The organism is Halogranum rubrum (assembly GCF_900114455.1).
Classification (GTDB): Archaea; Halobacteriota; Halobacteria; order Halobacteriales; family Haloferacaceae; genus Halogranum; species Halogranum rubrum.
In genome coordinates this window covers 75,976-101,485 of the sequence record NZ_FOTC01000006.1, presented here as the reverse complement: position 1 = coordinate 101,485, position 25,510 = coordinate 75,976, and the positions used below count along the sequence as shown (strand labels likewise).

General features: G+C 57.0%; 22 protein-coding genes and 1 pseudogene. 12 read left to right on the top strand and 11 right to left on the bottom strand.

Annotated features, from left to right (window positions below):
* Window positions 1-3: 3 nt before the first annotated feature.
* Window positions 4-984 carry a TAXI family TRAP transporter solute-binding subunit gene (locus tag BM083_RS18530; RefSeq protein ID WP_394327627.1) on the bottom strand — a complete coding sequence of 327 codons (981 nt, stop codon included), beginning with the start codon at window positions 982-984 and terminating at the stop codon, window positions 4-6.
* Window positions 985-1,318: 334 nt separating this feature from the next.
* On the opposite strand from BM083_RS18530, the gene BM083_RS18525 reads away from it, so the two are divergent.
* Window positions 1,319-2,113 carry an electron transfer flavoprotein subunit beta/FixA family protein gene (locus tag BM083_RS18525; protein ID WP_089871476.1) on the top strand — a complete coding sequence of 265 codons (795 nt, stop codon included), beginning with the start codon at window positions 1,319-1,321 and terminating at the stop codon, window positions 2,111-2,113.
* Window positions 2,110-3,081 (top strand): electron transfer flavoprotein subunit alpha/FixB family protein, encoded by a 972-nt coding sequence (locus BM083_RS18520; RefSeq protein WP_089871474.1) that lies wholly within the window; start codon window positions 2,110-2,112, stop codon window positions 3,079-3,081. The genes BM083_RS18525 and BM083_RS18520 overlap by 4 nt, the downstream gene beginning before the upstream one ends.
* 665 nt (window positions 3,082-3,746) lie before the next feature.
* Here the strand turns inward: BM083_RS18520 and BM083_RS18515 are convergent.
* Window positions 3,747-4,724 carry an IS1595-like element ISHrub1 family transposase gene (locus tag BM083_RS18515; RefSeq protein ID WP_086558339.1) on the bottom strand — a complete coding sequence of 326 codons (978 nt, stop codon included), beginning with the start codon at window positions 4,722-4,724 and terminating at the stop codon, window positions 3,747-3,749.
* A 667-nt stretch (window positions 4,725-5,391) separates the two neighbouring features.
* Here BM083_RS18515 and BM083_RS18510 point away from each other — a divergent pair.
* Entirely contained in the window at window positions 5,392-6,657 is a 1,266-nt protein-coding gene (locus BM083_RS18510; protein ID WP_089871472.1) for a patatin-like phospholipase family protein, read from the top strand.
* Between the two features lie 372 nt (window positions 6,658-7,029).
* Window positions 7,030-7,224, top strand: coding sequence for a hypothetical protein (locus BM083_RS18505; protein WP_089871470.1), 195 nt, complete (start codon window positions 7,030-7,032; stop codon window positions 7,222-7,224).
* Window positions 7,225-7,479: 255 nt separating this feature from the next.
* Here the strand turns inward: BM083_RS18505 and BM083_RS18495 are convergent, their stop codons facing one another.
* From BM083_RS18495 to BM083_RS18480, 4 genes and pseudogenes are all read right to left on the bottom strand, one after another.
* Window positions 7,480-9,315 carry an outer membrane protein assembly factor BamB family protein gene (locus BM083_RS18495; RefSeq protein ID WP_089871468.1) on the bottom strand — a complete coding sequence of 612 codons (1,836 nt, stop codon included), beginning with the start codon at window positions 9,313-9,315 and terminating at the stop codon, window positions 7,480-7,482.
* Window positions 9,316-9,702: 387 nt separating this feature from the next.
* A pseudogene (locus BM083_RS24175) lies at window positions 9,703-9,825 on the bottom strand (universal stress protein); the annotation flags it as partial.
* Between the two features lie 31 nt (window positions 9,826-9,856).
* The gene (locus tag BM083_RS18485) at window positions 9,857-10,093 is read right to left on the bottom strand and encodes a DUF6199 family natural product biosynthesis protein (RefSeq protein WP_089871466.1); all 237 of its coding nucleotides are present in this window, start codon (window positions 10,091-10,093) and stop codon (window positions 9,857-9,859) included.
* Complete coding sequence (locus BM083_RS18480) at window positions 10,094-10,897, bottom strand: M48 family metallopeptidase (protein WP_089871654.1); 804 nt, start codon at window positions 10,895-10,897, stop codon at window positions 10,094-10,096.
* A 1,631-nt stretch (window positions 10,898-12,528) separates the two neighbouring features.
* Here BM083_RS18480 and BM083_RS18475 point away from each other — a divergent pair.
* From BM083_RS18475 to BM083_RS18460, 3 genes are all read left to right on the top strand, one after another.
* On the top strand, window positions 12,529-13,899 hold the full coding sequence (locus BM083_RS18475; RefSeq protein WP_245756940.1) for a Cdc6/Cdc18 family protein: 1,371 nt from the start codon (window positions 12,529-12,531) through the stop codon (window positions 13,897-13,899).
* A 454-nt stretch (window positions 13,900-14,353) separates the two neighbouring features.
* On the top strand, window positions 14,354-15,484 hold the full coding sequence (locus BM083_RS18465) for a VIT1/CCC1 transporter family protein (RefSeq protein WP_089871460.1): 1,131 nt from the start codon (window positions 14,354-14,356) through the stop codon (window positions 15,482-15,484).
* 126 nt (window positions 15,485-15,610) lie between these two features.
* Complete coding sequence (locus tag BM083_RS18460; protein ID WP_245756939.1) at window positions 15,611-16,993, top strand: phenylacetate--CoA ligase family protein; 1,383 nt, start codon at window positions 15,611-15,613, stop codon at window positions 16,991-16,993.
* 191 nt (window positions 16,994-17,184) lie between these two features.
* Here the strand turns inward: BM083_RS18460 and BM083_RS18450 are convergent, their stop codons facing one another.
* A complete protein-coding gene (locus tag BM083_RS18450) occupies window positions 17,185-19,134 on the bottom strand; it encodes a copper-translocating P-type ATPase (RefSeq protein WP_177197699.1) in 1,950 nt (649 codons plus the stop codon).
* 686 nt (window positions 19,135-19,820) lie between these two features.
* Here BM083_RS18450 and BM083_RS18445 point away from each other — a divergent pair.
* The 3 genes from BM083_RS18445 to BM083_RS18435 all read left to right on the top strand — a co-directional run bounded on the left by BM083_RS18445 (window position 19,821) and on the right by BM083_RS18435 (window position 20,910).
* Window positions 19,821-20,234: a DUF302 domain-containing protein gene (locus tag BM083_RS18445; RefSeq protein ID WP_089871453.1), complete on the top strand. Its 414-nt coding sequence runs from the start codon at window positions 19,821-19,823 to the stop codon at window positions 20,232-20,234.
* A gap of 6 nt (window positions 20,235-20,240) precedes the next feature.
* Window positions 20,241-20,594 (top strand): SHOCT domain-containing protein, encoded by a 354-nt coding sequence (locus tag BM083_RS18440; RefSeq protein WP_009367591.1) that lies wholly within the window; start codon window positions 20,241-20,243, stop codon window positions 20,592-20,594.
* 94 nt (window positions 20,595-20,688) lie between these two features.
* The gene (locus BM083_RS18435) at window positions 20,689-20,910 is read left to right on the top strand and encodes a hypothetical protein (protein ID WP_089871451.1); all 222 of its coding nucleotides are present in this window, start codon (window positions 20,689-20,691) and stop codon (window positions 20,908-20,910) included.
* Window positions 20,911-21,029: 119 nt separating this feature from the next.
* On the opposite strand, the gene BM083_RS18430 is transcribed toward BM083_RS18435, so the two are convergent.
* A complete protein-coding gene (locus BM083_RS18430; protein ID WP_089871450.1) occupies window positions 21,030-21,629 on the bottom strand; it encodes a winged helix-turn-helix transcriptional regulator in 600 nt (199 codons plus the stop codon).
* A gap of 174 nt (window positions 21,630-21,803) precedes the next feature.
* Here BM083_RS18430 and BM083_RS18425 point away from each other — a divergent pair, with 174 nt between their 5' ends.
* Window positions 21,804-22,160, top strand: a complete 357-nt coding sequence (locus BM083_RS18425) for a four-helix bundle copper-binding protein (RefSeq protein ID WP_009367588.1) — start codon at window positions 21,804-21,806, stop codon at window positions 22,158-22,160.
* Window positions 22,161-22,315: 155 nt separating this feature from the next.
* Here BM083_RS18425 and BM083_RS18420 read toward each other — a convergent pair whose 3' ends face one another.
* The gene (locus tag BM083_RS18420; protein WP_089871449.1) at window positions 22,316-22,648 is read right to left on the bottom strand and encodes a DUF7521 family protein; all 333 of its coding nucleotides are present in this window, start codon (window positions 22,646-22,648) and stop codon (window positions 22,316-22,318) included.
* Window positions 22,648-23,013, bottom strand: a complete 366-nt coding sequence (locus BM083_RS18415; protein ID WP_245756938.1) for a helix-turn-helix domain-containing protein — start codon at window positions 23,011-23,013, stop codon at window positions 22,648-22,650. Before BM083_RS18415 ends, BM083_RS18420 begins: the two co-directional genes overlap by 1 nt.
* A gap of 148 nt (window positions 23,014-23,161) precedes the next feature.
* Here BM083_RS18415 and BM083_RS23685 point away from each other — a divergent pair, with 148 nt between their 5' ends.
* Entirely contained in the window at window positions 23,162-23,938 is a 777-nt protein-coding gene (locus BM083_RS23685; protein WP_218148985.1) for a DUF7475 family protein, read from the top strand.
* Window positions 23,939-24,012: 74 nt separating this feature from the next.
* Here the strand turns inward: BM083_RS23685 and BM083_RS18405 are convergent, their stop codons facing one another.
* The gene (locus BM083_RS18405) at window positions 24,013-25,455 is read right to left on the bottom strand and encodes a multicopper oxidase family protein (RefSeq protein WP_089871445.1); all 1,443 of its coding nucleotides are present in this window, start codon (window positions 25,453-25,455) and stop codon (window positions 24,013-24,015) included.
* Window positions 25,456-25,510: the final 55 nt, after the last annotated feature.

The window sequence follows — 25,510 nt, the reverse complement described above, 5'->3', positions numbered from 1 at the left end:
ACCCTACTGTTCTTTTCCGCGTTCGAACTTGTCGGACCAAATGCCTTTTTCCTGGTAGAAGTCTGCTGCTGCCGGATGGAACGGGATACCCGTGTAGGTGTTCTTGACCCACGCATTCCCCTCGGAGAGCGGTGCGAGGAGTCCCGTCTGCTCTTTCAGCCCCTTGCGTTGTTCCCAGAGAGTCTCGAGGAACGAGTATAGGGTGTCGTAGTCGTGGTCCTCACGGACGATGAAGTTGTACGCCAGCGTCGGCGTGCTGAGCGTATCTGGTGTGTGTGCGTAGTCTTCGAACTGGCTCATATCGATGTCCGAGACGACGATTGCGGGGTCATCTTGTAGCTCCGAGACGACATTGTCGGGCCAATCCAGCACACGGAGGCTAGTAGTGGACTTCATCTGTTGGAGCCAGCTTGGCTCGATGGAGAGATTCACGTATGTCGCGGCGCCGACGTCCAGTCGACCTTCGCTCATCGCACCCGCCTGATCACCGTAACTGACACTGGTTCGTTCATAATCGTCGACTGCGAAGTCGAGCGCGTGTGTGAGCATCTCTGCGGTCCCAGAGCCACTCGGGGTGGGCGAGACCGTCGAGTCGGATTCGATATCGGTCACACTGGTCCAGCCGTCGTTCGCCGACGCCAGAAACCACGCCAGATCGTACAGGTGGAAGACCTGATACGGCTGCTTATCGAGGTCGCCGAACGGTTTCTCACCCTGTCGAATCTTGTTCGCTGTCCAGTTCTGGATGTACGCGATTTCTGTCTTGCCCTGGACCACTTCGGAGACGTTTCGATTCGTCCCTTGACTTGGTCGCGCGTCGACCGTAACGTCTGAGTTCTGGCTGACTGCCGAGGAGATTACCTGGCTCATCGAATACGCGGCTGTCGTCTCCGAGGCCGTCTTCATTATCATTTCCCCATCGGCACCAGGAGCGTCCTCGTTCGTTCCGCCAGAGTCACCGAAGCATCCTGCGATTCCGGCCATTCCAACTACGCTAGCACTGCCGACCGAGCGTCTGAGAAATGACCGCCTGGCTATACCAGCTGCATTGCGATTATCACGCATAGAACCTTCGTTCCCATTCACATCATAAATAATCTTGTATTATGAATATGACAGACCTAGAGTGACATGGTGAAACAGTCATGCCTGACTGAAGAGAGAACACTCCAACCAGCCGCCATGTCGTAACCCCCCAGTAGATATTCTCAACACCCGCTTCTCTTCGTACCGGCCACTCTGCAGAGACCCAGTATTGGTCCATCTAACATGTAGTCGGAAACACTTAACAAGCATGAATCGAGACTCACTGACGAGTATGAAAGTCCTTGTCACGGTAGCGGAAGTGGCGGAAGTCGAAGACAAGTTCGAGGTTTCGGACGACGAAATCGCAGAGCAGTATCTCACATACGACCTCAACGAGTGGGACGATTACGCTGTCGAGGAAGCCGTCCAGCTCAGCGAGGAGGAAGAGGACGTTGAGGTCATCACCGCGACGATTGGTCCGGAACGGTCCGAAGAGACCATCCGGATGACCCTCGCGAAAGGAGCCGACCGCGCTGTTCGCGTGTGGGATGAGGCCATTGAGAGCGCCGACTATTTGGATATTAACTCCAAAGCGGACCTCCTAGCCGCGGTCGTTGAGGAAGAAAACCCTGATCTCGTGCTTTCCGGTGTTCAGTCAGGTGACAAAGCCAACGGCGCGACAGGTGTCTCCTTGGCCCAGAAAATTGGCTTCGAGTGGGGTGCTGTCGTCAACAAACTGGAATTGGACGTCGACGGTGGCGTCGCAACCGTCCACCGCGAGCTCGAAGGCGGTGTCGAGGAAGTGACAGACATCGAAACCCCTGCGGTGCTGACGATCCAATCGGGGATCAACGAACCGCGGTACGCCAGCTTGCGTGGTATCCGCCAAGCACAGCGGAAACCGCTGGACGTCCAGACGCTGGAAGACATAAGTCTTGATGCGGACGTTGTCGAGAGTCCGCTAGCACAGACCTCTATGTACAAGCCTGAATCAGAGAGCGATACGACTATGTGGACCGGTAGCCCCGAGGATGAAGCCGCACAACTTGCTGACCTCCTGCGGAACAAGGGAGTTGTCGACGCATGAGTGACGTCCTCATCGTGACGGAACACCGCCGTGGCGAACTGCGTGACGTCTCATTCGAGATGATCTCCGCGGGCCGGGAACTCGCCGACGAGACAGGTGGTAAGCTCCACGCGGCCGTCATCAGCGGAGATGTGGACACGTTCGCTGACCAGGTCAACCGCGACGGTGTGGACGCAATCCACACGATATCTGACGGAGAAGAGTTCAACCATGACATCTACACACAAGCACTCGAACAACTCGCTAACGAGTTGGACACGAGCTATGTACTGATACCGCACTCGGTCAATGGCCTGGACTATGCACCAGCTGTCGCCGAAGCACTCAGCCTACCGCTCGTGACTGATGCCGTGGCTCACTCGTTCGACGGGACACTCGAGGTCACCCGCGAGCAGTATGGTGGGAAAGTCGAGACGACCATTGAGGTCGAAGCCGACCGTGCAGCCCTCACTATCCGTCCCGCCGAATGGCCGCAGGCCGACGGTATGGGTGAAGCCGACATCTCTACGTTCGATGCTGCCATTGACGAAAGCGCGATCCGGTCCACCGTCACCGGCTTCGAAGAAGCCGCTGGCGGCGACGTCGACATCAGCGAGGCTGATGTCTTGGTCTCCATCGGCCGCGGAATCGAAGAAGAAGAGAACCTACCGCTTATTGAAGCACTCGTCGAGGCGACCGACGCGACGCTGTCCTCCTCGCGTCCGGTCGTCGACAACGGGTGGCTGCCAGCCAACCGGCAGGTCGGTCAGTCCGGGAAGGTCGTTACACCAGACGTGTATATCGCCATCGGCATCTCCGGAGCAGTCCAACATGTCGCCGGAATGAAAGGCGCGGACACGATAATCGCGATTAACACGGACGCGAACGCCCCAATCTACGACCTTGCTGATTACGGCATCGAAGACGACCTTTTCGACGTCGTGCCAGCACTCATCGAAGAGTTCGGCGGTAGCGTCCCCGACATGTGAACTATCCCTATCCTCAACGAAGTCGAGGACGTCTCATCCCTCGCCTTCGAAGTGCGGAAGAACGGCCCTGGGAAGGAGTCACTCCTCTATAAGCGGGACATTCTCGAAAATCGTCTCGCTACAACGACTGACTCTGACGAGTGGACAGGTTATCTGTTCCCCCCCTCACCATACGCACCGAGAGTACACATTTTACCTTGGACAGTTTGGAATCGGGTTGGCCAACTTGCCGCTCGTGCTGTATTGTCCGAGACAATTGACGGCGAACCTCTGTCGCCAAAGATGGAGACACCGATTCTGGTATGATGTATATTCGTCGCTAATCGACGTCATCTCCGGAATTCTCGACGAGTTCGCGGCTGAACAGGGTAGTAACTATCCTATCGAATTCAGGAGACTAGCCGATGAGAGGCTAACTCTCGTACTGCCTTACTATGAACCACAGGCAAGAGTACAATCTCAGTTGGCTGCAGACTGGATCGCTTGAATATATAAAAAGTTTTGTGGATTATGCTGACAAAATCGCACTCAGATATCTGTCTGCCACTCTTTGTTGACCCCGAGGCAATTCATGGCAGCGAACCTCCCACGAATTGGTATTAACCAACAAAATTGATTGTGTTGGTTAATTGGTGCCACGTCGACGCCGAGTACCAGCTACGCTCTTACGCAAAGCTACGGAAACGATGGAGGGCGAAGCAATCGATGAGTGCGAACAGCGACGCGCCGATCCTGTTCAAGGATCGAACGCAGCCGAAGGTGTGAGCGGCCTGTTCCAAGCCCTGCTTGGACAGGCCGCGGAACTTCCGCAGCCACGGATGCAAGAGTGACCACAAGCACTCAACCTGGTTGATGTGGACGCCGTCCGGCGAAACGTACCGCTCCTTGTGAACGACCGTCCGGTGGTCGTACTCCATCCAGCGATACGCTTGGAGTCCATCAGTCCAGACCTCTCCCAGTGGCTGGGAGAGGTCTTCAGCCTCCTCAATTACCGGTCCAAGATCACCCTCGTAGCGGATTCCTTTCTTCGCGCGAATGACAGTGAGCTCGTCGCGGCAGGCCGCGACGAGCGTCAGTTGATCACCGTGACGTCCTTGCCATCGAGTGCGTCCAGTTCGAGACGACCCGCCGCGAGCCCGTCCGGGCCGCGGCGGGTCTTGGCCCTTGTATCCTGAACAGACTTTGCCACTCTCGTCAATTTGTAACGGGCCGCTGTGCGGTCGTTTGAGACGGTTCCAGACAATCGGGAAGCCGCGCTCGAGCGCGGCTTCCAGGTCACGAATTGCTGTGTGAATCGTGTTGTACGCGCGGTCAAGCACAATCGCGATTTGATTGATGCTGAGCAAGGTGTCTGCGTAGAGGATGAACGCGAGAAGGACCTCGCCTGCGGGGAGGTCCTTCTCGCTGAAGGGTGTGCCGTAGGTATAGGCGGGTTTGAACTGGCAGCTGCGACACCAGACACGATCGGAGTGCGCCCACGTTCTGATCGTCCGATTTCCGCAGCGAGGGCACGGTGTGTGCTCCCAGAGTTGCTTGAGACGCCGCTCGACGAGGGCGTCGAGCGGCTCGGTCCGAAGCTCTAAGATACCGTCGTCGATTAGGTTTCGAAGCATTCCGCCGAAGGCTGGCTGGGTTTTAGACATATCCGCTAGACGTCGGCGGAATGCACTGACTTTTCCGTAGCTTTGCGTAAGAGCGACCAGCTATAACCTACAAGAGACGTCCTGATTAACCAACAGCCGTAGCCGTTCCCGATGATCTCGACGTACAACTCTCATTGGCGCTTTCTATACGTGCTAATCGTTATCTGGTGAACGAAGGTCAACTCCTGTACGAGCAATCTATCGGTCGTCGACCATTCCACGGTCGGTACCGAGTCGACGCGGTGAATACCAGTGGGGAAATATCGGTTTTGTTACTATTGGGTTTAATTGCTTTTCTGACGTCAGCGACTGAGTGGTCGGCCATAACTACCGGTAGGTCATCTCTCCGTGGATAGCGAGTCAACACAACGACAAACATCGAGAACAGAGACCAACCCTGAGACCACGAGATCTGAGAGTGAGGTAAATTGGTCGTCTACGTCGACAACATCAGTCAAGGCTCGCCAGCGGTGGATAGTTGAGCTAGCAGAATTTCCATAGGTGAACTTAGAGGATAGATTCATCAACGAGAGATTCGCCACCGGTCTAGTGCGGTCGTTGGTCGCGGGGAGATGTACGTATCCGCTGAAGACTCCTCTTGAATTTGTAACCAACTAGGATGCGGTTTTAAATATGTTAATACGCTGTCTCAACGTGAGGAAGCACCATGAGTGAGACTGACCAGACGAAGGTCGCCATCGCATGTCAAGGAGGAGGCAGCCATACCGCGTTCACCGCGGGGGTGCTGGACCGCCTCCTCGAAGAGCATCGTTCAGATTATCGGATTACGGCATTCAGCGGGACGTCGGGCGGGGCGGTTTGTTCACTTGCCGTGTGGTATGGCCTTCGAACTGGTAATACGCCAACAGCGGGTGACAAGCGGGCACGTGAGCTCTTGGAGCAGGTGTGGGACGATATCAAGGTGAAGACATATGTCGAACAACTCACCAATACAGGCCTTATACAGATGCAACGTTTCGCCGAAATGGGATTTCCCGTCCCTCAGATCGCCCCGAAACGCAATCCATTCACCCCTGCAGGTGAGGAACGGTTTCGCGCGATTCTTGAGGGAATTGCCGATGAGGATGCGATTGAGGAGTTGGTCCAAGACCTCCCAGAAGATGAGTCAAACGAACCTCCGAAGTCGCCAGAGCAACCGTGGCTCTACGTCAGCGCGGTGGACGCGATCGACGGGAGTTTCGAGATCTTCTCCGATTGGCCGGAGGACTCGGGGAATCCGACGACGCGAGCGATGGAGGGTGCCCACACCTCACACGCCTCGAACGAGGAGGTGCCGTTCCGGTACCTCTATCAGGAACTGCTCACGGATGTTCGCCGTCCGCTTACACTGGACGCGGTTGTTGCGTCTGCCGCCGTTCCGACGTTATTCAGTGGTGTCCGGCTCGGGAATGATGATAAACGCATCTACTGGGACGGCCTCTTCTCACAGAATCCTCCGGTGAGAAACTTGTTACGGGGAATCAAAGACAGAACCAAAAAACCGGATGAGATCTGGCTTATACGTATCAATCCGACGGTCCACGAGCGAGAGCTTGACGACCTCGAGGATATCGCCGATCGGCGGAACGAACTGGCAGGAAGCCTCTCACTCTATCAGGAACTCTACCACATCAGGCGAGTGAACAAGTGGTTGAAGGAAGGAAAATTGAGACTGCCGCTAGATGATGAATCGGAAGATGTCCAGAGACGATACAAGCCGATCAAAGTTCGGCTGATTGAACTCGAAGAAGGCGATGACCAGCCGATCGAAGAATTACGGAATCTGACCCCGGCCTCGAAACTTGACCGCCGACCGGAGTTCATTGAGCAGCTCAAGACACAGGGTCGAGCTCAAGCCAACCAGTTTCTCGCTTCGTATCGGCAAGGTGTGAAAGATAACGTGATCGTCGGCGCAGAAGCAGAAGAGGACTAACTAGTTCCAATCCAATTTCTCGGCTCTGGTCGACCCAGTAATCAGACGGTGCTAACTCCGACGCAACAGTGAACCCTCCTAGCACGTATTGTGTGATTGTCCCAACATTCTTCGCTTATTAACATAGATCTTCACAATTATTGGTGATAATTATATCGGCGCAAAACGTATCGAACTCCACAGTGGTCGGTGATTCTCATTTCCGACCCGGAGAACCTATCAATGAGCGAAGAAACTCAGCCGACGGAGAAAGACTCTTAAAACGACCAAGCGGGAATCGGTCGGCGATCGATTCTCCGAGCAGGCGCGGCGACAGGAATCCTGTCGGCGATACCCTGGAGCGTCCACCTTGCTCGGGCGCAGTCGGCCCAGATGTTAGAGGGAGACCCGGAATCGCAGATGAACAAGTGGGTGAACGAACTTCCCAACCCACTGGACGACGCATTCCTGATGGAACCCAATCAGTCGGGGAAGGAGTACGACGTGTCGCTGGTGAATACGACGCACACCTTCCACGAGGACAACGAAATGATGCGCCCGATGAGAGTCGGTAGCAGGTCGAGATAGTCTCCATCGAACAGCAATGGCGAGAGCCCCCCACCCCGAAACCGTCTCTCGGGTGATGGAACTTCGCCATCGATTCGGCAAAGACGAGACGAAGATTGTGAAACGTCGCGGGACGAGGCGCGGCGTCTTCACAAAACTGGTAGTCGCAGACCTCGAGTCGACGAACGAGGAGTCGCGCAGTATCACAGACGTGGTGACCCCATTGAGAAGAGCCGAGTGCTTCTGGCAGTCTGCACCGCCGAGGGCCTGCTTCCCTCAGAACGGTTGGAAGACGATGAGGAAGAGCAGGAAATACACGATGGGGAACACCAGCAGGACCAAGCCATACAGCACGTGAACGAGGGCCCACTCGCGCCGGGCCGTAGCCAGACCACGGTCGAGATGGGCCTCGTTGGCCGGGAGCCACCGATACGAGACGACAGCCCAGGACCCAACGAGAACGATAAGGACAACGAACACGCCCGCACCGGTGGAGGCAAACGAGAGGAGTCCGCCGACATTGATTGCGATGAGGGCCCCGAGTGCTGTGACCAAGATGCCGACTATCGAGAACGCCAGCAAGATCCCGATGCTCGCTAGCAAGTGAGCAGCCAGCGTCTGTCCGCTCGTGATCTGGTCATAGGGCCGTCTGAACAGCTTCGTGGCGAGGATGCGTGGTGGCGCGTCAGAGTAGTGGAGCCCTCGGATAACTCCGTACAGTGCAAGTCCGCCGAGGAGTCCGGTGAATAGCGCTGCCAGTAGTCCAATGAACAGTCCATTTAGGGGCGGGTTTGCCGCCAACCAGTCGATGAACCCGCCAACCGCTCCTCCTGGTGATGCGGTCCCACCCTCTGCGAGCGCATAGACGTGGAACGGAGCCGGCCCGACATACACGGTGTCCTCAACAACAACCGGTGAGGTGTCAAGTCCGAATCGATCGTCGAGCGTGACGGTCCAGACGGCATCGCCTGTCTCACGGTCGAACGCTTCAACCGTCCCGCCGACCGTCCCGACGTAGACGTGCCGTGATCCGACAGTGGGCGATGCGGTAATCTCGTAGCCGGTCACCCCCGTGGTCCAGCGGGTGTCGCCGGTGTCAAGGTCGAGCGCAGTGAGCGACTCGCCGAACCCGGCCGCGTAGTAGAGCGTGCCTTCGGCCAGCGCGGGCCGTGAATTGGGGTAGACCGAAGCGTTGTAGGTCCGGACGACTGAGCCGTTCGCGGCGTCAAGCGCGGCCAGTTGCGGCCCCGGAACGTATACTCGATCACCGGCAGGCAGAGGCGGCACGCCGCGGTACTCGTTGGCGAATTCAGTAGTCCAGCGCACGGTCCCGCCGGTCACGTTGAGCGAGACAACGCTCCACGGTCCCTCGCCGGTGTTCGGCGAGATCGTCGCGTAGACCGAGTCGTTCGCGACGGCGGGGATACTGAAGCTACTGGTTGTCGTGTCATGTCGCCACACCTGATTCCCATCGACCACGTCAAACGCGAGTACCGCGCTACCCGAGTCCTCGGGATTGCCACGCGCCTCGAATATCGAAAGGTAAACGTGATCCTCAGCGAGGACGACTCCGGATTGGACATCAACCCATTGGGCATCTTCACCGGATAGTGGCGTTCGCCACAGTTCCTCGCCGGAATCGGCGTCAACAGCGACTAGACTGAACTCATCGTCAACGAACTCACGTTCGTTCACCTCGTCGCGAACGACGACGATGACACGACCATCACCGACTGCGGCCGTCGTGTGGACGCTGTCACCGAGATCAGATCGCCAGTCGACAGCCCCAGACTCGGTGTCGATAGCGAACAAGACTCCACGACCGCCACCGCTGTACTTCCCGCTCCCAACGTACAGTGTCCCGTTGACGACGCTCGGCTGGATGTTCGACGCCGGCCCGTCCGTGTGAACGACCCATCGCGGTCCGACCTCTCCTGTCGGTCCGTTTGCTGACGGATTATACCCTGTGCCGGCAGCGTCGTGCTGGAGCATCGACCAATCCGCAACTGCGCTCTCTGACTGGGCGACAGCTGAAACACCGGCAGATGCAATAACGAGGGCTATGGCCAAAAATACTGTAAAAATAGCGGTTAGAGGGTTCGGTTGTTTCATAATGAGCTATTAGATGTTGAAGTTAAAAATGGCATCTGTGATTCTCAAGCGTTGAGATACGCGTCTGTGAGTTTGGAGTTAGACAGTACAAAGGACCTCTTTTGTACTCGTCGTACCGACTGCACCAGCTGCCGCCAAATATGTCCGTAGTTGTTTACTTTCGGCCTTGGCTCGCTTATCCACTAGCCCAAGCCCGGCTCACTGGCTCTCAATAGTAGATAGAACTGTCCGTAGTTCCTCCGCTGAGGGGTTCCTACTAAATCTGATGACATAATTCGAAAGTCTCGACGGTGACCGGTTCTTCGCGTGGGCAGTCGCGACGCCGTGGCTGCTCGACTTCACCGACTTCATGATTCTCGTCGGTGAGACCCTACGTAGGAGGAGATGTCACTCAGCAAGCTGCACAGCCAGCACAGGAACCTCTGCCGTTCGAATCGCCGTTTCAGCAACGCTATCTAGGAGATGGTGGTCGATGCCAGACCCCCCGTGAGTTCCGAGGACAATCAGATCGGTTCAAGAGTCAAGAACTCCGACAGGACTGCTAGACGTACGCTTGAGAAGTGATGAAGGCAGCGATGGCGATACAGACGAGACCCAGGGCACGGACGATCCATGCCCACATTTTGGGGATCTCGGCGTCTGTCCCGTAGCGCCCCTGACGACGACGTTGTGACCCGAGAAACACGGACAGTCGGAGTGCTGTTCGTGGCGCTACAACGAGCATCACACCGAGGCAGAGACCGAGGGCAACCGCGAGGAGTTCACGGATTCCAGGCATCTACGAGCGGAGTCGCTGAATGCGTTCTTCGACGGGTGGGTGTGTCGAAACTAGCTTCGTGAGCAGACCGGTGCTCTCACCGAAGATACAGAGTGCGCTCACCTGTTCGTCGACCTTCGACTCGCGGGCGCGCTGGTTACCGTGCTGGATTTTCTCCAGAGCGCGAGCTAATGGGTCACCACTCCCGATGGCGCCCTTCGCGTCAGCATCTGCGACGTACTCGCGGTACCGTGAGATTGCGAGTACGAACAGCATGACGAAGAACTGGACAATGTTTCCAACAACGATTGCAAGGAAGAAGTCCGCGAGATCGTTGTCACCCGTAAAGAGGACGAGATACTGGGCGACGATAGCCACGATAGACGCGATTCCCTGCCCGATGACCATCGTGACGACGTCACGATTCGCGATGTGTGCGAGTTCGTGAGCGAGAACCCCTTCGAGTTCATCCTGGTCGAGTAACTGAATGAGTTCCTCGGAGACGACGACGACGCCGGCGCCTTTTCGGCCGACGGCGAATGCGTTCGGGACACCCATACGGGCAACCTTCAACTCTGGTTTCTCGATACCCATCTCCTGGGATAGTTCCTCCACTCGTCGGTGGATGAAGCTATACTGCTGTTCGGGCATGTCTTGGGCCCCGACGCTACGGAGTGCCGCCCACTTGCCGACCTTGTACTGCACGCCGACTAAGAGGATACTGCCGAGGATAGCGATGGGCCAGATTCCCGTTCCAAACACGACCATCGCGGCGGCGACTACGACGAGATAGAACGCAGCAAGGATGGTACCGACGACGGCCATCCGTATCTTGAGTCCGAGATGTGGCACAGGAATGCGTTGTGGAGTTGGACATAAAAACTTCTTGAAGGAAGTGGAACGCCAAATCATCTGAACGACCCCCCAAACCACTCGTGAGAGGGTTCAATACCGCCGACTTCGTGCTTGTAACCGCATTCACGACGACGTTCTCAATTACTCCGGCGAAGAGTCACCAAATCTGAGACGCTGAGAACGTTCCATCTTGTTACCCGACAACTTTGACATTGTGCGGCTGTGTCGGTTATTTTGTGTCGGTTCTGCTGTTCACGCGCGGCTCACTGTCAAGTATGGGAAATCAAAGAGAACAGGAGTGTCCGGGAGTCTCGATGGGCAAGTGAGACTCCCGTGCATCAGTCGAAGACCATGCACCAGTCCAATCTGGCCTGCTGTGCGACCCGAATCTCCTCCCACATGCTTCGTGGTCGCACTAGCTGTATAATCAGTGAGAAGTAAAATACTACCGGCCACATTTTCCGTTTAAACACTGTCATTAAATCAGACGTATTCTCACGGCGCGTCGGGGTCCGACGTCGGAAGTGCCACCTGTTCCCAGCTCCCAGAGCGGAGTCGGTTGCGCTCGTACATCGCCTCGACGAACCCAAAACGAAGAATCAAGCGAGTTCGAGTGCTTGGATTCTCCACCATCTGTACGTTATACATGAGAGTCAGTATTTGTCATGGTTCGGATTGGTTTCGGGGAATCGGCCTGCTATCGAACGTGGTTTGTGTAATGGGTGTCGGCTTCCTCCCGCGCCTAAAGTCGCGGGTTTCCGCTTTCGCGGTCATTATGAATAAAGTGGGCGCTTCGGGGCTAGACCCCAAGGTGGTTCTCGTGTGACTGATTATCTCGGACCCACCCCCCACGTTTCCGACGTTCTGACGGAATTAGGGACTACCCCCACCCCTCGTTTCCGACGTTAACATGGAAGTCGATCGTCGGTTGAGAAGAAAACACGATCCCGTGTGTCAGACACAGGGCAGACACCCCGTGCTTCCGACGTTAATCGAAAGCAAGCAATGGCCTTACCAAGTGACTCACACCCCCCACGTTTCCGACGTTCTGACGCAATGGATACGACCTCTCAAGCAAACGCAAGTCTTCGACAGCAACGCTAACGAATTTGACTCGAGAGGAGAACCGTCACGAAGACCCGACACCACCCAAAGAGAAAGGGGCGGTCCGAAGGATGAACCTCGAACGGATTCTCGGGTAACCCCCACCCCACGTTTCCGACGTTAACGCCCCCGAATCGGTCCCCATCTGAAAACTCTTCTTCTTTTCACCCGCCAACAGCATTCTAGCAACCCTTTTGAGCTAGCTTGGTGAACTATTTACGCTGAAGTGTAATAACTGTATACCTGGCAATAGTTCTCCGTGGGATAACACTTGTGCAGTAGAAACGTCGGAAACGTGGGGTGGGGGTGTTCGAGTTGAACGTCGGAAATACGGTATCCACCTAGAGTTACATTTCAACACGAGTAACCGATGTAGAACCGCTCTAGCTATGATTAACGTCGGAAACGCGGGGTGTCCACAGAAAAAACGTCGGAAACACACCCGATTCTCCCTCATCAGCGGATTCTGATGAATCCCACCGTGAGATAGGCTGAAAGTGTGGTCAAACGTCGGAAGGTGGGGTCCGGGTGAACCCCTTGGTTTTAATATAGATGTTTGTTACCGCTTGTGTATGGAAGATGATTCGCCCGAGGACACCTCCGCGCCGGATGAGACAGCGGATCCTCGAGATGACGAACAAGTCAACATTGCCAAAGAAATATTTTCTCGACAGGAAGACCCCATCTTTGCCAATAAGAGTCTGCTCGAGATTAGTCATATCCCGAGTTTCGAGCGCATTGTCGGACGAGACGAGGAAATCCGCAAGTTGTCCGAGGAGCTCCGTGGAGCAGTGCAGGGTTACTCGCCCGAGAACGTAATCGTCTACGGAAAGACTGGGACGGGGAAATCGCTCGTCTCGAAGTACGTCTCCTCACAAGCAGTCAGTAACGCCCACACTGACGTCAACATCGGCTTTCAGTATCTCGACTGTTCGACAGATAACACTGAAACACAGGCTGCTTCGACACTCGCTCGCTCGTTCAATGATTCTTCGAAGACTGGCTTCGATATCCCCGAACGGGGGCTTTCGACAGCTGCCTACTACAAACGTCTGTGGCGGACACTCGAGGAACTCTATGACGTTGTGATTATCATTCTCGACGAGGCGGACATGATGGCCGACGACAACCTGCTCATGAAACTCTCGCGAGCGGGTGAGTCAGGAAACACTGATTGCCGCATCGGTGTAATCGCGATTTCGAACAAAATAGAGTGGGCCGACGACCTCAACGAGCGAGTCAAAAGCAGCCTCCAGCCGAAGGAGTTGTCGTTTCACCCCTACGATGCTGACCAACTTGAAGAGATCCTCCAGCATCGTCGTGACGCATTCAAACCCGATGTCCTCGAAGACGGTGTGGTCCAACTCTGTGCGGCGTATGCAGCCTCTGATTTCGGTGATGCACGGAAAGCCATCGACATTCTCCGCCACGCCGGGAACATCGCCTACGAGCGCAATGCTGCCAACGTCACTGAACAGCACGTGCAAGACGCACGGACGAAAGCTGAGAAAGATCGATTCAAGGAACTCATCGAAGGGATTCCGCAACAGGCGAAAGCATCGTTGCTCGCACTGGCAATTCTCTCGTTGAACTCGGAGCAAGAGGAGTTCCCGACCCAGCTCGTGTATCGCCAGTACCAGAATATCTGTGAAAACATCGACCAAGGCGTTCGTTCGGAACGACGGTTCCGTGACATCCTAAAAGAACTCGCCTTCCTAGGGATCGTCGACAACCGCAAGGAGAATCTCGGCCGCTCGGGTGGGATTACGCTCTTGAACCGACTCGTTGAGGAGCCTGAGATCGTCTATGAGATTATCCGTGAAGATTCGCGTTTTGCGTCACTGACGAACCACCTTTCGGACAACTGAACTCAACAGTCCAGAGTGCGTCTTCTGTCCTGTCCCATCCCCCGTGTTTCCGACGTTCTCATCGATATATATTTCTAACCAGTCTGGGTTCGATATCAATGAAAAGAGGGACCGTGAAAGGTTCGTTTACGTCCGATTCAGCAAAGTCGGTTGGATGAAGATTCTTGACGACCAATCGATTCCCAACCACGCCATCACCAAGGAAGCCACGTTTAGGGGTGTCGCCTATTCGTCCGAGATTGGACCTTTGTACTTCGACTTGATCGACTCACCCTCTCTCCACTGCCAGTAGTAGTAACGATTGTCGTTGATTTCTTTCACTGTGATTGTCGCCTTACAAGGAACGCCATCCGGGCGGTCTGCTTCCGCTTCGAGTTCGTCACCAACAGCGGTGGAACCATCCAGATGACACACTGAATACACCACTAAGACCTTACGTCGCAATTACACTGGTATGACTACGCCAGAGGATATCGAACGTTACCGTCGCAATCGGCAAGACGAAATCGATAGTGCGACGGTCTACATGGCGATGGCGGACGCCGAATCGCAACCACAGGTCGCAGAAGTGTACCGGCGGCTGGCCGGAACGGAGCGAACCCACGCAGACTTCTGGACGGAGAAGATTCGGGAGGCTGGCTCTGACCCAGGAGATGGCAAGCCGTCTCGGAGAGCGAGAGTACTGGCGTGGCTCGCTCGTCGATTCGGGCCAGGACTTGTACTATCCTCGATGCAAGCCGGAGAGGCCATCGGCGGGCACGACTATTCGACTCAACCGGAGGCCGTAGGAACCGGGATGGCCGCCGACGAACGCTCACACGGTCGTCTCCTGACGATGGTCGCGGAAACGCCTGGGCAAGGGGTGCGAGGAGATATCCTCGCGCAGCTCGAAGGCCGTCACCGGGCGACTAGCGGCAACGCACTCCGTGCCGCGGTTCTCGGCGCGAACGACGGCCTCGTCTCCAACTTGAGTCTCGTGATGGGCGTCGCCGGCGCGGCACTGGATTCGACGGCGATTCTGATTACGGGTCTCGCCGGGCTCCTCGCTGGGTCGGGGTCGATGGCGATGGGTGAGTGGCTCTCCGTCCAGAGCTCTCGGGAACTGTATCAACGCCAGATCGGTATCGAGGCCGAAGAACTCGCCGAGATTCCCGAAGAGGAGAGAGAAGAGCTGGCGCTCATCTACGAGGCGAAAGGGCTCTCGAAAGAACGCGCCAGAGAGATTTCCGAGCAGTTAATCGCCGACGAGGAGATGGCCCTGGACACGCTTGCTCGCGAGGAACTAGGCATCAATCCCGAGGAGTTGGGTGGTTCAGCATGGGAAGCGGCCGCGACGTCGTTCGTGCTCTTCGCACTCGGTGCCATCGTCCCCGTCCTCCCGTACTTCGTGTTGAACGGACTGGTCGCCGTCGGCGTGAGTCTCGTGCTGAGTGCAGTCGCACTGTTCGTCATCGGAGCCGGCATCACGCTTCTCACGGGGCGTTCTGTTCTCTATTCTGGACTGCGTCAGGTCGGCATCGGACTCGCTGCTGCAGTTCTCACCTATGGTGTCGGGAGCCTGATTGGGGTGACGCTCGTCGGCTGACGAATGCGGACCGTCAGATAACGGCCGAGTCGGCTGGCCAAGAACAAAGTCAGTTCGGCACGAACTGTACAGGGATCACGAGACGGGAAACTCGGAAGAATTTCCACGCGCTTCACCACCAGTTCCATGAAACCGATCGAGAGAGGAAAAGTCACGCTCGACGCCTGGCGGGCCAGAGGAGCGACCCGTGCAGAGATAGAGGCTCGGCAGCGACGGCGTCTCGCTGAGATGCTCTCGTTCGCTCGAAGACAGTCACGGTTCTACAAGCAACACTACGCCGACGTTCCCGAGGGAAGCGACCTCACACAGTACCCGCCGGTGACGAAGTCGATGCTCATGGAGCACTTCGACGACGTCGTCACGGACACGGCAATCACCAAAGCCGAGATTGACGCGTTCGTCGCTGACGAGACGAAGGTCGGCGAGCGCTACCTCGGCATGTATCCGGTTTGGACGACGTCTGGGACGACCGGGGAGCCGGGCATCTTCGTCCAGGATGAGACCGCATGGACCATTTCAGACGTGCTGGGTGATCGATGGGTCGTGCCCGCAATGGTCGGTATCTCGCCGCTCTCAAAGCTCGTCACGCAGAATCTCCGTATTGCACTCATTGCCGTTTCTGGCGGACACTTCGCCGGTGCGGCCGGCCTCGAGATGATGCGTCGAGAGTCCGTCTATGGAGCACGTCGCCTTCGACTCTTTTCCCCGAAGAGTCCGATCGACGACTTGATCTCTGCTCTGAATCAGTACCAGCCCGCCATCCTCGAAGGCTACTCGACCGTCTTTGTGGAGTTGGCACGAGGTCAGCAAGACGGCCGTCTCGACATCAGTCCGGCACTCGTTCTCCCCACGGCAGAACCCATCTCTGAGACCCAAAAGCAAATGCTCCGAGACAGCTTCGATTGTGTGGTCCGAGAACTCTATGGGGCGACGGAATTCGTCCCGATTGCCGTCGAGTGTGAACACGGGAATCTCCACGCCAACATCGACTGGGTCGTGGTCGAACCGGTCGATGAAAACTATCAGCCGATCGAACGAGGGACGCCGTCGGACACCGTCCTCATCACGAACCTCTCGAACCGAGTGCAACCGCTCGTTCGGTACGATCTCGGGGATAGCATCACGATGTACGAAGAACGGTGTCCATGCGGGAGTGCATTCCCCATCATGGAGGTCGGCGGACGGCAAGGAGATGTCCTCCAGTTCGAAACCGACGAGGGAGAGGCGGTCCCGATTTTCCCACTTGCACTCTCGAGTGTCGTCGAAGAAGTTCCGGGCGTCCATCGAACCCAGATCATCCGCACAGCCCCCACAACACTTCAGGTCCGTTTTGATGTCACCCCCGGTGCAACCGAGGAGAAAGTCTGGAAGCATATCGAGCGGGAGCTCCAGTCGTTCCTTCGCACTCACGGGATTAGCCGCATAACCGTCGAAACGGCATCCGAGCCTCCACAACGAGAGAAACGAAGCGAGAAGTTCCGGCACGTCTGGTCCGAACTAGAAGAGTAGTCCGACCGATTCGGTATGCGACCGCCCCAAGTCGAAGAACTCGACCGAATCGACGTCCTCCCCGCACTGAAGCGTGGAGATTCCCACCAGAAGCCCAAACCCGCTGAAGAACAACAGCTCCGTGTGTGTCCCTGTCAGTATCCCTTCAGCAGCCTCACAAACCGTCACCTACCCACCCGAAACAGTCGTGCTCATGGAGTAAGATCGACCCCCTTGAGTCGGCGGGCGTTGATCGCTACGATGACCGTCGACAGCGACATGAACACCGCGCCAATCGCCGGCGACAGGAGGATGCCGATGGGTGCGAGAATCCCTGCGGCGAGCGGGAGGGCGACGACGTTGTAGCCGGTCGCCCACACGAGATTCTCCTGCATCTTTCGATAGCTCGCCTTCGAGAGCCGAATGAGCCGTACCACGTCCACGGGATTATTGTCGACGAGGATGATGTCGCCCGACTCGATAGCGACGTCGGTTCCGGAGCCGATGGCGATACCGACGTCTGCTCTCGTCAGGGCAGGAGCGTCGTTGACACCGTCACCGACCATCGCGACGAGTTTTCCCTCCGACTGGAGTTGCTCTACCTTGGTGTCTTTCTCCTCGGGCAACACCTCTGCGAAGTACTGGTCGATACCGAGTTCCTCAGCGACCGCCTTTGCGACGTCTTCGGAGTCGCCGGTCAGCATCGCCACCTCGATGCCCATCGAATGTAGCGCCTCGATGGCTTGTCGGCTCTCCTCGCGGATAACGTCTGCAAGGGCGAAGGCTGCGACGACCTCCGATTCCTGCCTAATGAGGTAGATGACGGTCTGGGCGTTCGAGCCTGCCTCATCGGCGAAGGAGACGAACTCGTCGGACCGGTCGATTCCGAGTTTCTCGAGCAGGTTCGGCCCACCGAGGTGCACTGTGTCACCGTTAGCGACGGCCCGAACACCGAGCCCACGAAGGTTCTCGAAACTCGAGACGCTCGCTCGCTGAACCCCCCGCTCCTCGGCGGCGGTTCGAATCGCGCGAGCAATCATGTGTTCGGAGTCGCCTTCGACGCCAGCGGCGATCTCGAGCGCTCGCGCTTCGTCCCAGCCGTCCCCCGTCTGGATGCCGACGACGCCCTGTTCGCCCTTCGTGAGCGTCCCCGTCTTGTCGAACATCACCGTATCGAGGTTTCGGGCCTCCTCCATCGCAATCCGGTCGCGGATGAGCATTCCGTTCTGGGCAGCGGTCGAGGTGTTGATGGCGACGACAAGGGGGACGGCGAGGCCGAGCGCATGGGGGCAGGCGATGACGAGGACCGTGACGACCCGTTCGAGGACGCCGATGTTGAATCCCACCGCGGCGACCCAGGTGACAGCCGTGATTCCTGCGACGGCGAGCGCGATGTAGAACAGCCATCCTGCTGCACGGTCGGCAAGCAGTTGTGTGCGTGATTTCGACTTCTGTGCTTCATCGACGAGACGCATGATACCTGCGAGAGTCGTCTCGTCCCCGGTCTTCGTCACACGGACGCGGAGACTGCCGTCTTGGTTGACCGTCCCCGCGACCACTTCGGATTCGGGTTCTTTGTCCACGGGTCGGGACTCACCCGTTATCATCGACTCGTCGACAGATGACTCGCCCTCTACGACCTTGCCGTCCGCAGGAACCGAGGCACCGGGACGGACGAGCACGACGTCATCCTCAGAAAGTTCGGAGACAGGAACTTCTTCGGTGTCCCCACTTTCGGTGATGCGCTCGGCGGTGTCGGGCATGAGTTTCGCTAGTTCGTCGAGTGCACCGGAGGCCTGCCGGACCGACCGCATCTCCATCCAGTGGCCCAGCAGCATGATGTCGATCAGCGTGACCAGTTCCCAGAAAAACGGCGTCGTCCCCTCGAGAAACAGACTGGCGATGGAGTAGACGAACGCGACGGTGATGGCAAGTGAGATGAGCATCATCATCCCCGGTTCACGGTTTTTCAGTTCGGTACGAGCCATCGAGAGGAACGGCACGCCGCCGTACGCGAAGACGATCACCGAGAGGACGGGCGTAATCCAGACGCTCCCAGGGAATGTCGGTGCCGTGTAGCCGAAGACATCCTGGATGAATTCGCTGAAGAAGATGACTGGAACCGAGAGGACCAGCGACACCCAGAACCGTCGGCGAAACATCTTCTCGTGGCCCGAATGGTCGGTGTGGGCCTTGTGGTCTACGTGTCCACCTTCGTGGCCGTGCGCATCGTTGCGAGTGTCGTGAGTGTGCTCTGCCTCTACAGGAGGGCCGTGTTCAGTTTCGGCTGGAGGGTGCCTGTCTCCGGTTTCGTGTTTGTCTTGCGTGTGTTCGGGTGCCGTAGTAGCCCCGCCCGCCGCAGTGTGATCTCCGTGCTCCGATGAGTGGGAGTACTGTTCGGAAGAAGATCGGCCTGTTGCTCGCATCTCCTCGTCTGCTTCTAACTGGCAGACACGACAACAGTAGACGGCTCCCTCGGATTGAGGCGAGGGGTGGGGGTTCTGCGAGGTATCCTCGCAATGGTCGTTGTCTGGATGGTTGCTCATGGTATGTTATTCGGTGCCATTATCCATCATATTACCTGACCCCTGGTAGTGAGGTGCCGTTGGGAGAATTGGAATCGAAAGCGAACCACGGAACGTTCGTTAACGTACGTGTCGGCGATTCTCAGGCGTGTGAGCGCTACGCGTGTAGTGAACTTTCCGACGATGAATTCGAACGGCGGCGTGAACAGCTGAAACGTGCCGAGTGACCCATTCGGCGTCGATTCCAATGTGGATGGCTTCACCCGTGACAACGGCTTCGGAACCCCACAGTTAAGTCCTCCACTAGTGTACTATATTGTGCGATGTACACAATACAAAAGTCTGTATCCGGTGACTTTAACCAGGTGGTTGAGACGACGATTGACGCGCTCAAGGACGAGGGATTCGGTGTCCTCTGTGACATCGACGTGCAGGCGACGCTCGAGGAGAAACTCGGCGAGGAGTTTCGACAGTATCGTATCCTCGGTGCGTGCAATCCGGCGCTCGCGCACGAAGGTCTGAACGAAGAGATCGAACTCGGCGCACTCCTTCCGTGCAACGTCATCGTCTACGAAACCGACGGCGGCGAGGTCATGGTGAGCGCGGTCGATCCGCAACAGCTCGTCGGCATCGCCGACAACGAGGCGCTCGACTCGATTGCAAACGAGGTCCACGACCGGTTTGAACGCGTTCTCTCGACTGTCGGCCGCGAACTCGAATCCGCGTCGGAGGTCTAAGTCACGATGTCGTCATCGAACCAACTCGACACCACAACCATCGTCCTCCTCATCCTCGGAGCGATCATCGCCCTCCCACTACTCACGATGGGGATGGGGTTCGGCGGGATGATGGGATACGGGAGTATGATGGGTGGGTACGGAACGACCGGCGGCTGGTGGCCAGTCGTCGGGATGCTCGTCCCACTGGTCTTCCTCCTCGTCCTTCTGGGCGGGGGGTACCTCCTCTTCCGTCGTGTGACGGACTCACAGTCGTCTCGGAATCCTGCGTTGGAGGAGTTGCGCATGGCGTACGCCCGTGGCGATCTCACCGACGAAGAGTTCGAAGCGCGTCAGAACAGGCTCGAACGCTCGGAGTGAATCTATCACGTTCTGGCGTCTCTCGACCTGGAATCGGAGTGTACGGCTGGTCGGCTACCGAAATATGTTTTTGATTCGTGCCCGTAGCGTAGGTATGTCTACGACCGTCGAACTTCCCGACACCGACGAGGCCTGTGCGTACTGCGGGTTACGTATCTTCGACCACGACCCGATCTGTGTGCGCGACTGTAGCGACGACTGTGGTTCGCCGACGTACTTCTGCAACTACGCGTGTCTCTCGACCTACGTTGACGAAAACAACTTGACGACTGGTGACGCGTGCGAGTGGTCTCCTAACGACCCCGACTGCTGTTGATTACTCTCTCCTCGGTGAATACACGCAGAGCAACACGGTCGTTGCCACCCGAGACTTAGTCTCGGATGCGTCGCGTCGTCTCGACTGCCACGACGTGGAAAGTCGGAATGGTGGTTTCGCTACGAACCGTCGCTCGCTTGCGAGAGTCGCTCGTATCGATCCCGAAACAGCGATTCACACGACGAGCAACAGAGATAGTACGTCCGTTCATCCGTTTCAATCGTCACCTCTTCGCCGTGAATCGATTTCTTGCACTCTGCACACGTCACCTCGAACCCAGTGGTCCCGAGTTGCGGATTCCAGTCAACCTCGGCGACGTTCTGCACCTCGTACGAGAGGAGCGTGTGACCTTCGAGCGCGTCACTAACGTACTCGCGGAGTTCGGTACCCGATAGATGAACTAACGCCGTGACTCGTGCATCGCACGTCTGTATAAGATACTCTACTTTGTGGAGTTCCCGTAGTGCATCGACGACAGAATCGATGTCGTCCGGCCGAACCTGTATCTCGAGGAGGGTTGCATTTGCTTCGGTCAGCATCGAGCGGTCGACGTCGACCGTGAACCGTCGAATGACACCTCGCTCTCGTAATCGGCTAATTCGATTAGAGACTGCTGGCGGTGAGAGGTCTACTTGCTCACCGATCTCTCCGTAGGTTTGCTGTGAGTCCTCGACCAGGAGCTGAAGAATCTGCATATCGATATCGTCCAGTGTCCCCATGTGTGTGGTCTTCTCCGTGGTTGCCAAAACCGGTTGTGGCAGTTTTCGTGAGTTGAGACTGAACAATATTAACTGACGGCGACTGTTAGGACGGGTTCGTTCGGTGAGAAAGTGAGAGACAGAACGCTGTAAGCCAGAAGTGCAGAAAAGGACCGGTGCGTAAGACTAGACGCAATGTCACTGTCAGACACGGTTTCCGAACTCGAGCATCTGGACGACGAACAGCGCAACTGTATCGAGAACTGTCTGGAGGCAGCACAGGCGTGTGAATACTGTGCTGACCAGTGTATCGATGAAGACGGTATGGAAGAGTGCATCCGGCTATGTCGAGACGTTGCAGACGTTGCCTCGCTCCACGCACGCTTCATGGCACGTAACTCGAACTACAGCACGGAACTGGCCGAGGTCTGTGCCGGTGTCTGTGAAGAGTGTGCCGAAGAGTGCGACCAGCACGACGCCGACCACTGCCAGACGTGTGCCGATGTCCTCCGCGACTGTGCCGAATCCTGTCGCAGCATGATGTCGGCGTAGAGTCGGGCCATCGAATCGTGACGCCGTCGCGCTCAGTCGTCAGCCGACTTGGGTGCGACTTCCTGAATTCGGTTTCTTCTTTGAGCGATTAGAACACGAACGGTGGTTACAGCGACCGTCTCGACTGCCGAGTCGGCGACGGAGCAGTGTGTGCTTCAATCTGCTCTGTGCCGCTGCTCGTTCGACGAGCGGGATTCCGAGCGTTCGCTTTGCACCGACTGGCGAGTCACGAACAGAGAGTAGAGTATCAGTGCCATCCCTGCAGCGACGAACCCCGTCTGGACCATCCCCGAAACGAAAACCGAGAGGTGGACGATATCGTAGAGTACCCCTTCGAGGACTGATCCAACGGTGATGAGCGCAAATCCGGCGGCGACGAACAACATTCGGTGGCTCTGCTCTCGACGGTACGCCCGAAATCCTTGATACGCGATGAGCAACCCGAGGAAGATAACGACTAGTTTCGCGGCGACGAGACCGAGATGCATCACTTCTCACGCCCCTGCATTGCATCCCAGATGCCACGGAACCGGTCTGGTGCGTCGTCCCGTCTGGCCAGTTCGACATCAAAATCGCCGTTTTCGAGCGTGACGTTGAGGTGGTCTAAGTTCGCCTCGTAGAGACCATAGTGGTTTCCGTCGGAACGAACCGCTGTCTCTACCTGCAGGAGTTGATGCTCGAGGAGGTCTTCTAGCCGCCGATAGATGGTCGTGAGCGACGCGTCACAGTGCTCGTCTAACATCTGTGCCGACATCGGCTCTTTGTCAGTCGCTGCGAGAATCCCTCTGACGGCGTCGTCACCGAGTAGTGTAAGAAGCTGATTGTTCGTGTTCCCGCCCTGCTGCATACGCATAGTGACGGATACTCCTGTATATCCTTACTGGCCACGTGCCTGCACGATGAGAGAACTGTCTTCCGTTTTCACGACTGCTTACCAGTAGTTGCACTGGCTGAAAATACGCACCACCAGTTAATCTCTCCGAGAGAATATTCCGCTGTGGATGTCAGACCAATGGCGAAGAATCGGCCGAGTACTGCTCGTTGCGAGCGTTGTCCTGTTGGCGATTTCATCGGGCATCGCGGTCGCAGACGAAGAACACGGGACGGAAACACCGACCACGACGACTGCCGGACACAGCGATGAGACGGGCCACCACGACGAGGCGTCGACGCAGACCTCAGCCGCTGGGAGCCACCACAACGGGACGTCGCCACAGTCGGGAACATCTACCCAACACGGCGACGACGAACATGCTCACGACGGTGAGGAGACGGGCACGTCTACGACCCCTCACAACGACTCCGCCCAGCAGGGTGACGATGGACACACGCACGAGGGCGATGGACACAGTGAGGAGGGGCTCTTTGGTAGCTGGCTATCCGTCGTTGGCGGACTGTTTCTCGTCGGTGCGGTAGCGACGGCCCCAACGTACAGATACCTTTCCTCGAATCGTGACGGGTTCGAGGCGACTGCTATTCACTTTGCTGTGGCGTTGTTGGCTCTCTTCACGGCCGCTGTTCATCTGTATCTGTTCATAGAACACGGTGAAGTCATAATGCTGCTCGCTGGGGGAGGGTTCATCGGCGGAATCGTCCTCTTCTTTACCGGATTCAATCGTCAACATCTCTACGCGAGTGGAGCACTGTTTACGCTGGCCCAAATTTCATTGTGGATAGTCGAAGGGATGCCCCATCTGGATAGCTTCGGTCTGCTCGATAAGGTCGTGCAGGTGCTCTTCGTTCTCCTGCTTGGCTACCTCTTCCTTCAGAATCGATAACAGGGTCCGTTGATAGAGACCCGATTCCAAACCCCTCGAACCGACACTCACCAGCGAAGAACCCCCGAGATACTTCACCGATATTCGAACACACGAGCCATCCCTCCTTCGAGGTGGTACGCATTGTGACAGTGGAACAGCCAGTCGCCCGGGTTGTCAGCGACGAAGTCGAAGGTGACACTGCCCATGTGAGAGGGGACGATGACGGTGTCTTTCAGGGCGTCTCCGACGCGGAAAAAGTGACCGTGTAAGTGCATCGGGTGGAGCATCGCGCTCCGGTTGTCGAGTTGCACGCGAACGTGGTCACCTTCCTGAATCGGAAGTGAGTCCGCGTTGGGGAACCGTTGGCCGTTGATGACCCACGACCCAACCTCGGACCCTGTAGAGAGCGTTAACTCGAATCGTTTATCGGGACTGCCGCTGAATGCGTCGAGCGATTCACGCGCCTGTAGATCGTTATACCGTAGTTGACGGCCGCCGAACGTCGGTTCGGTTGGTGTCGTTGCTTCCGAACCATCGTACTTCAGGACTGCGCGGGCTGGCGTTTCGTTTCCATCGACAGGGATGGCTTGTATTCCCCACGTTCCGAGTTCGTCTGCCGTGACGATTGTATCGTATCGCTCTCCAGCCCCGAAGACGAACGAATCTACCTCGACGGGGTTCACTGGACGGCCGTCGGCGTGTGAGACACGCATCGTGTGCCCACCGATACCGACGCGGTACGTCGTCGCACCACTCGCGTTGATGAACCGGAATCGAATCTGTTCGTTCTCGGAGACGGTGAACTCTGTGGGTGAACTCGGACCCTGACCGTTCACTAGATGGCCGGCGTACGGCGGCCGCCACGTCGACATCATCCCGCCTCCTCCACTCATGCCACCCATCCCTCCCATCCCTCCGCCAGAGCCACTACTACCGTTTCGCCACTCCGATTCTGGCTTCGGAGCCGTGGTCAGGTAGTCGTTCAGGAAGACGATGACGTCGCGGTCGTACTCGACGTGCGGTGACTCTTCTTCGACGATGAGTGGGCCGAGTAGCTGTCGTTCGAGTTGAAGCCCGACGTGGCTGTGGTAGAAGTACGTCCCTGGTGGCGTCGCATCAAAGACGTACGAGAAGGTTTCACCAGCGCCAATCGGATCTTGTGTGATTCCCGGAACGCCGTCAGCCGGGTTGCGAACTGGGACACCGTGCCAGTGAACGGTCGTCTCTGCATCGTTGGGAAGACCATTCGTCACGTCCACGCGGAGCCTCGATCCCTCGGGGATCCGAATCTCGGGACCAGGGACTTGGCCGTCGTACAGCCATGTCTGTAGTGACTCTCCAGTTGGACTGTACTCACCTGCTGTCGCGCGTAGTGTCTGTGCTTTGTCTGCCGAATCAGGAGGGAGTGGTGTGATGTCTGGGCGTGTTGAGCCCCCGGAATCACCGATTGTTGGTACCCCAACGCAGCCAGACAAGGAAGCGAATCCAATTGCACCAGTGGCCAACGCCTGCCGTCGAGTCAATGTCGACTTCATTATCGGACTGGAGTCTCAGAGCGGTTTGGTCGAGAGCTCATTTCGGGGACAGGAG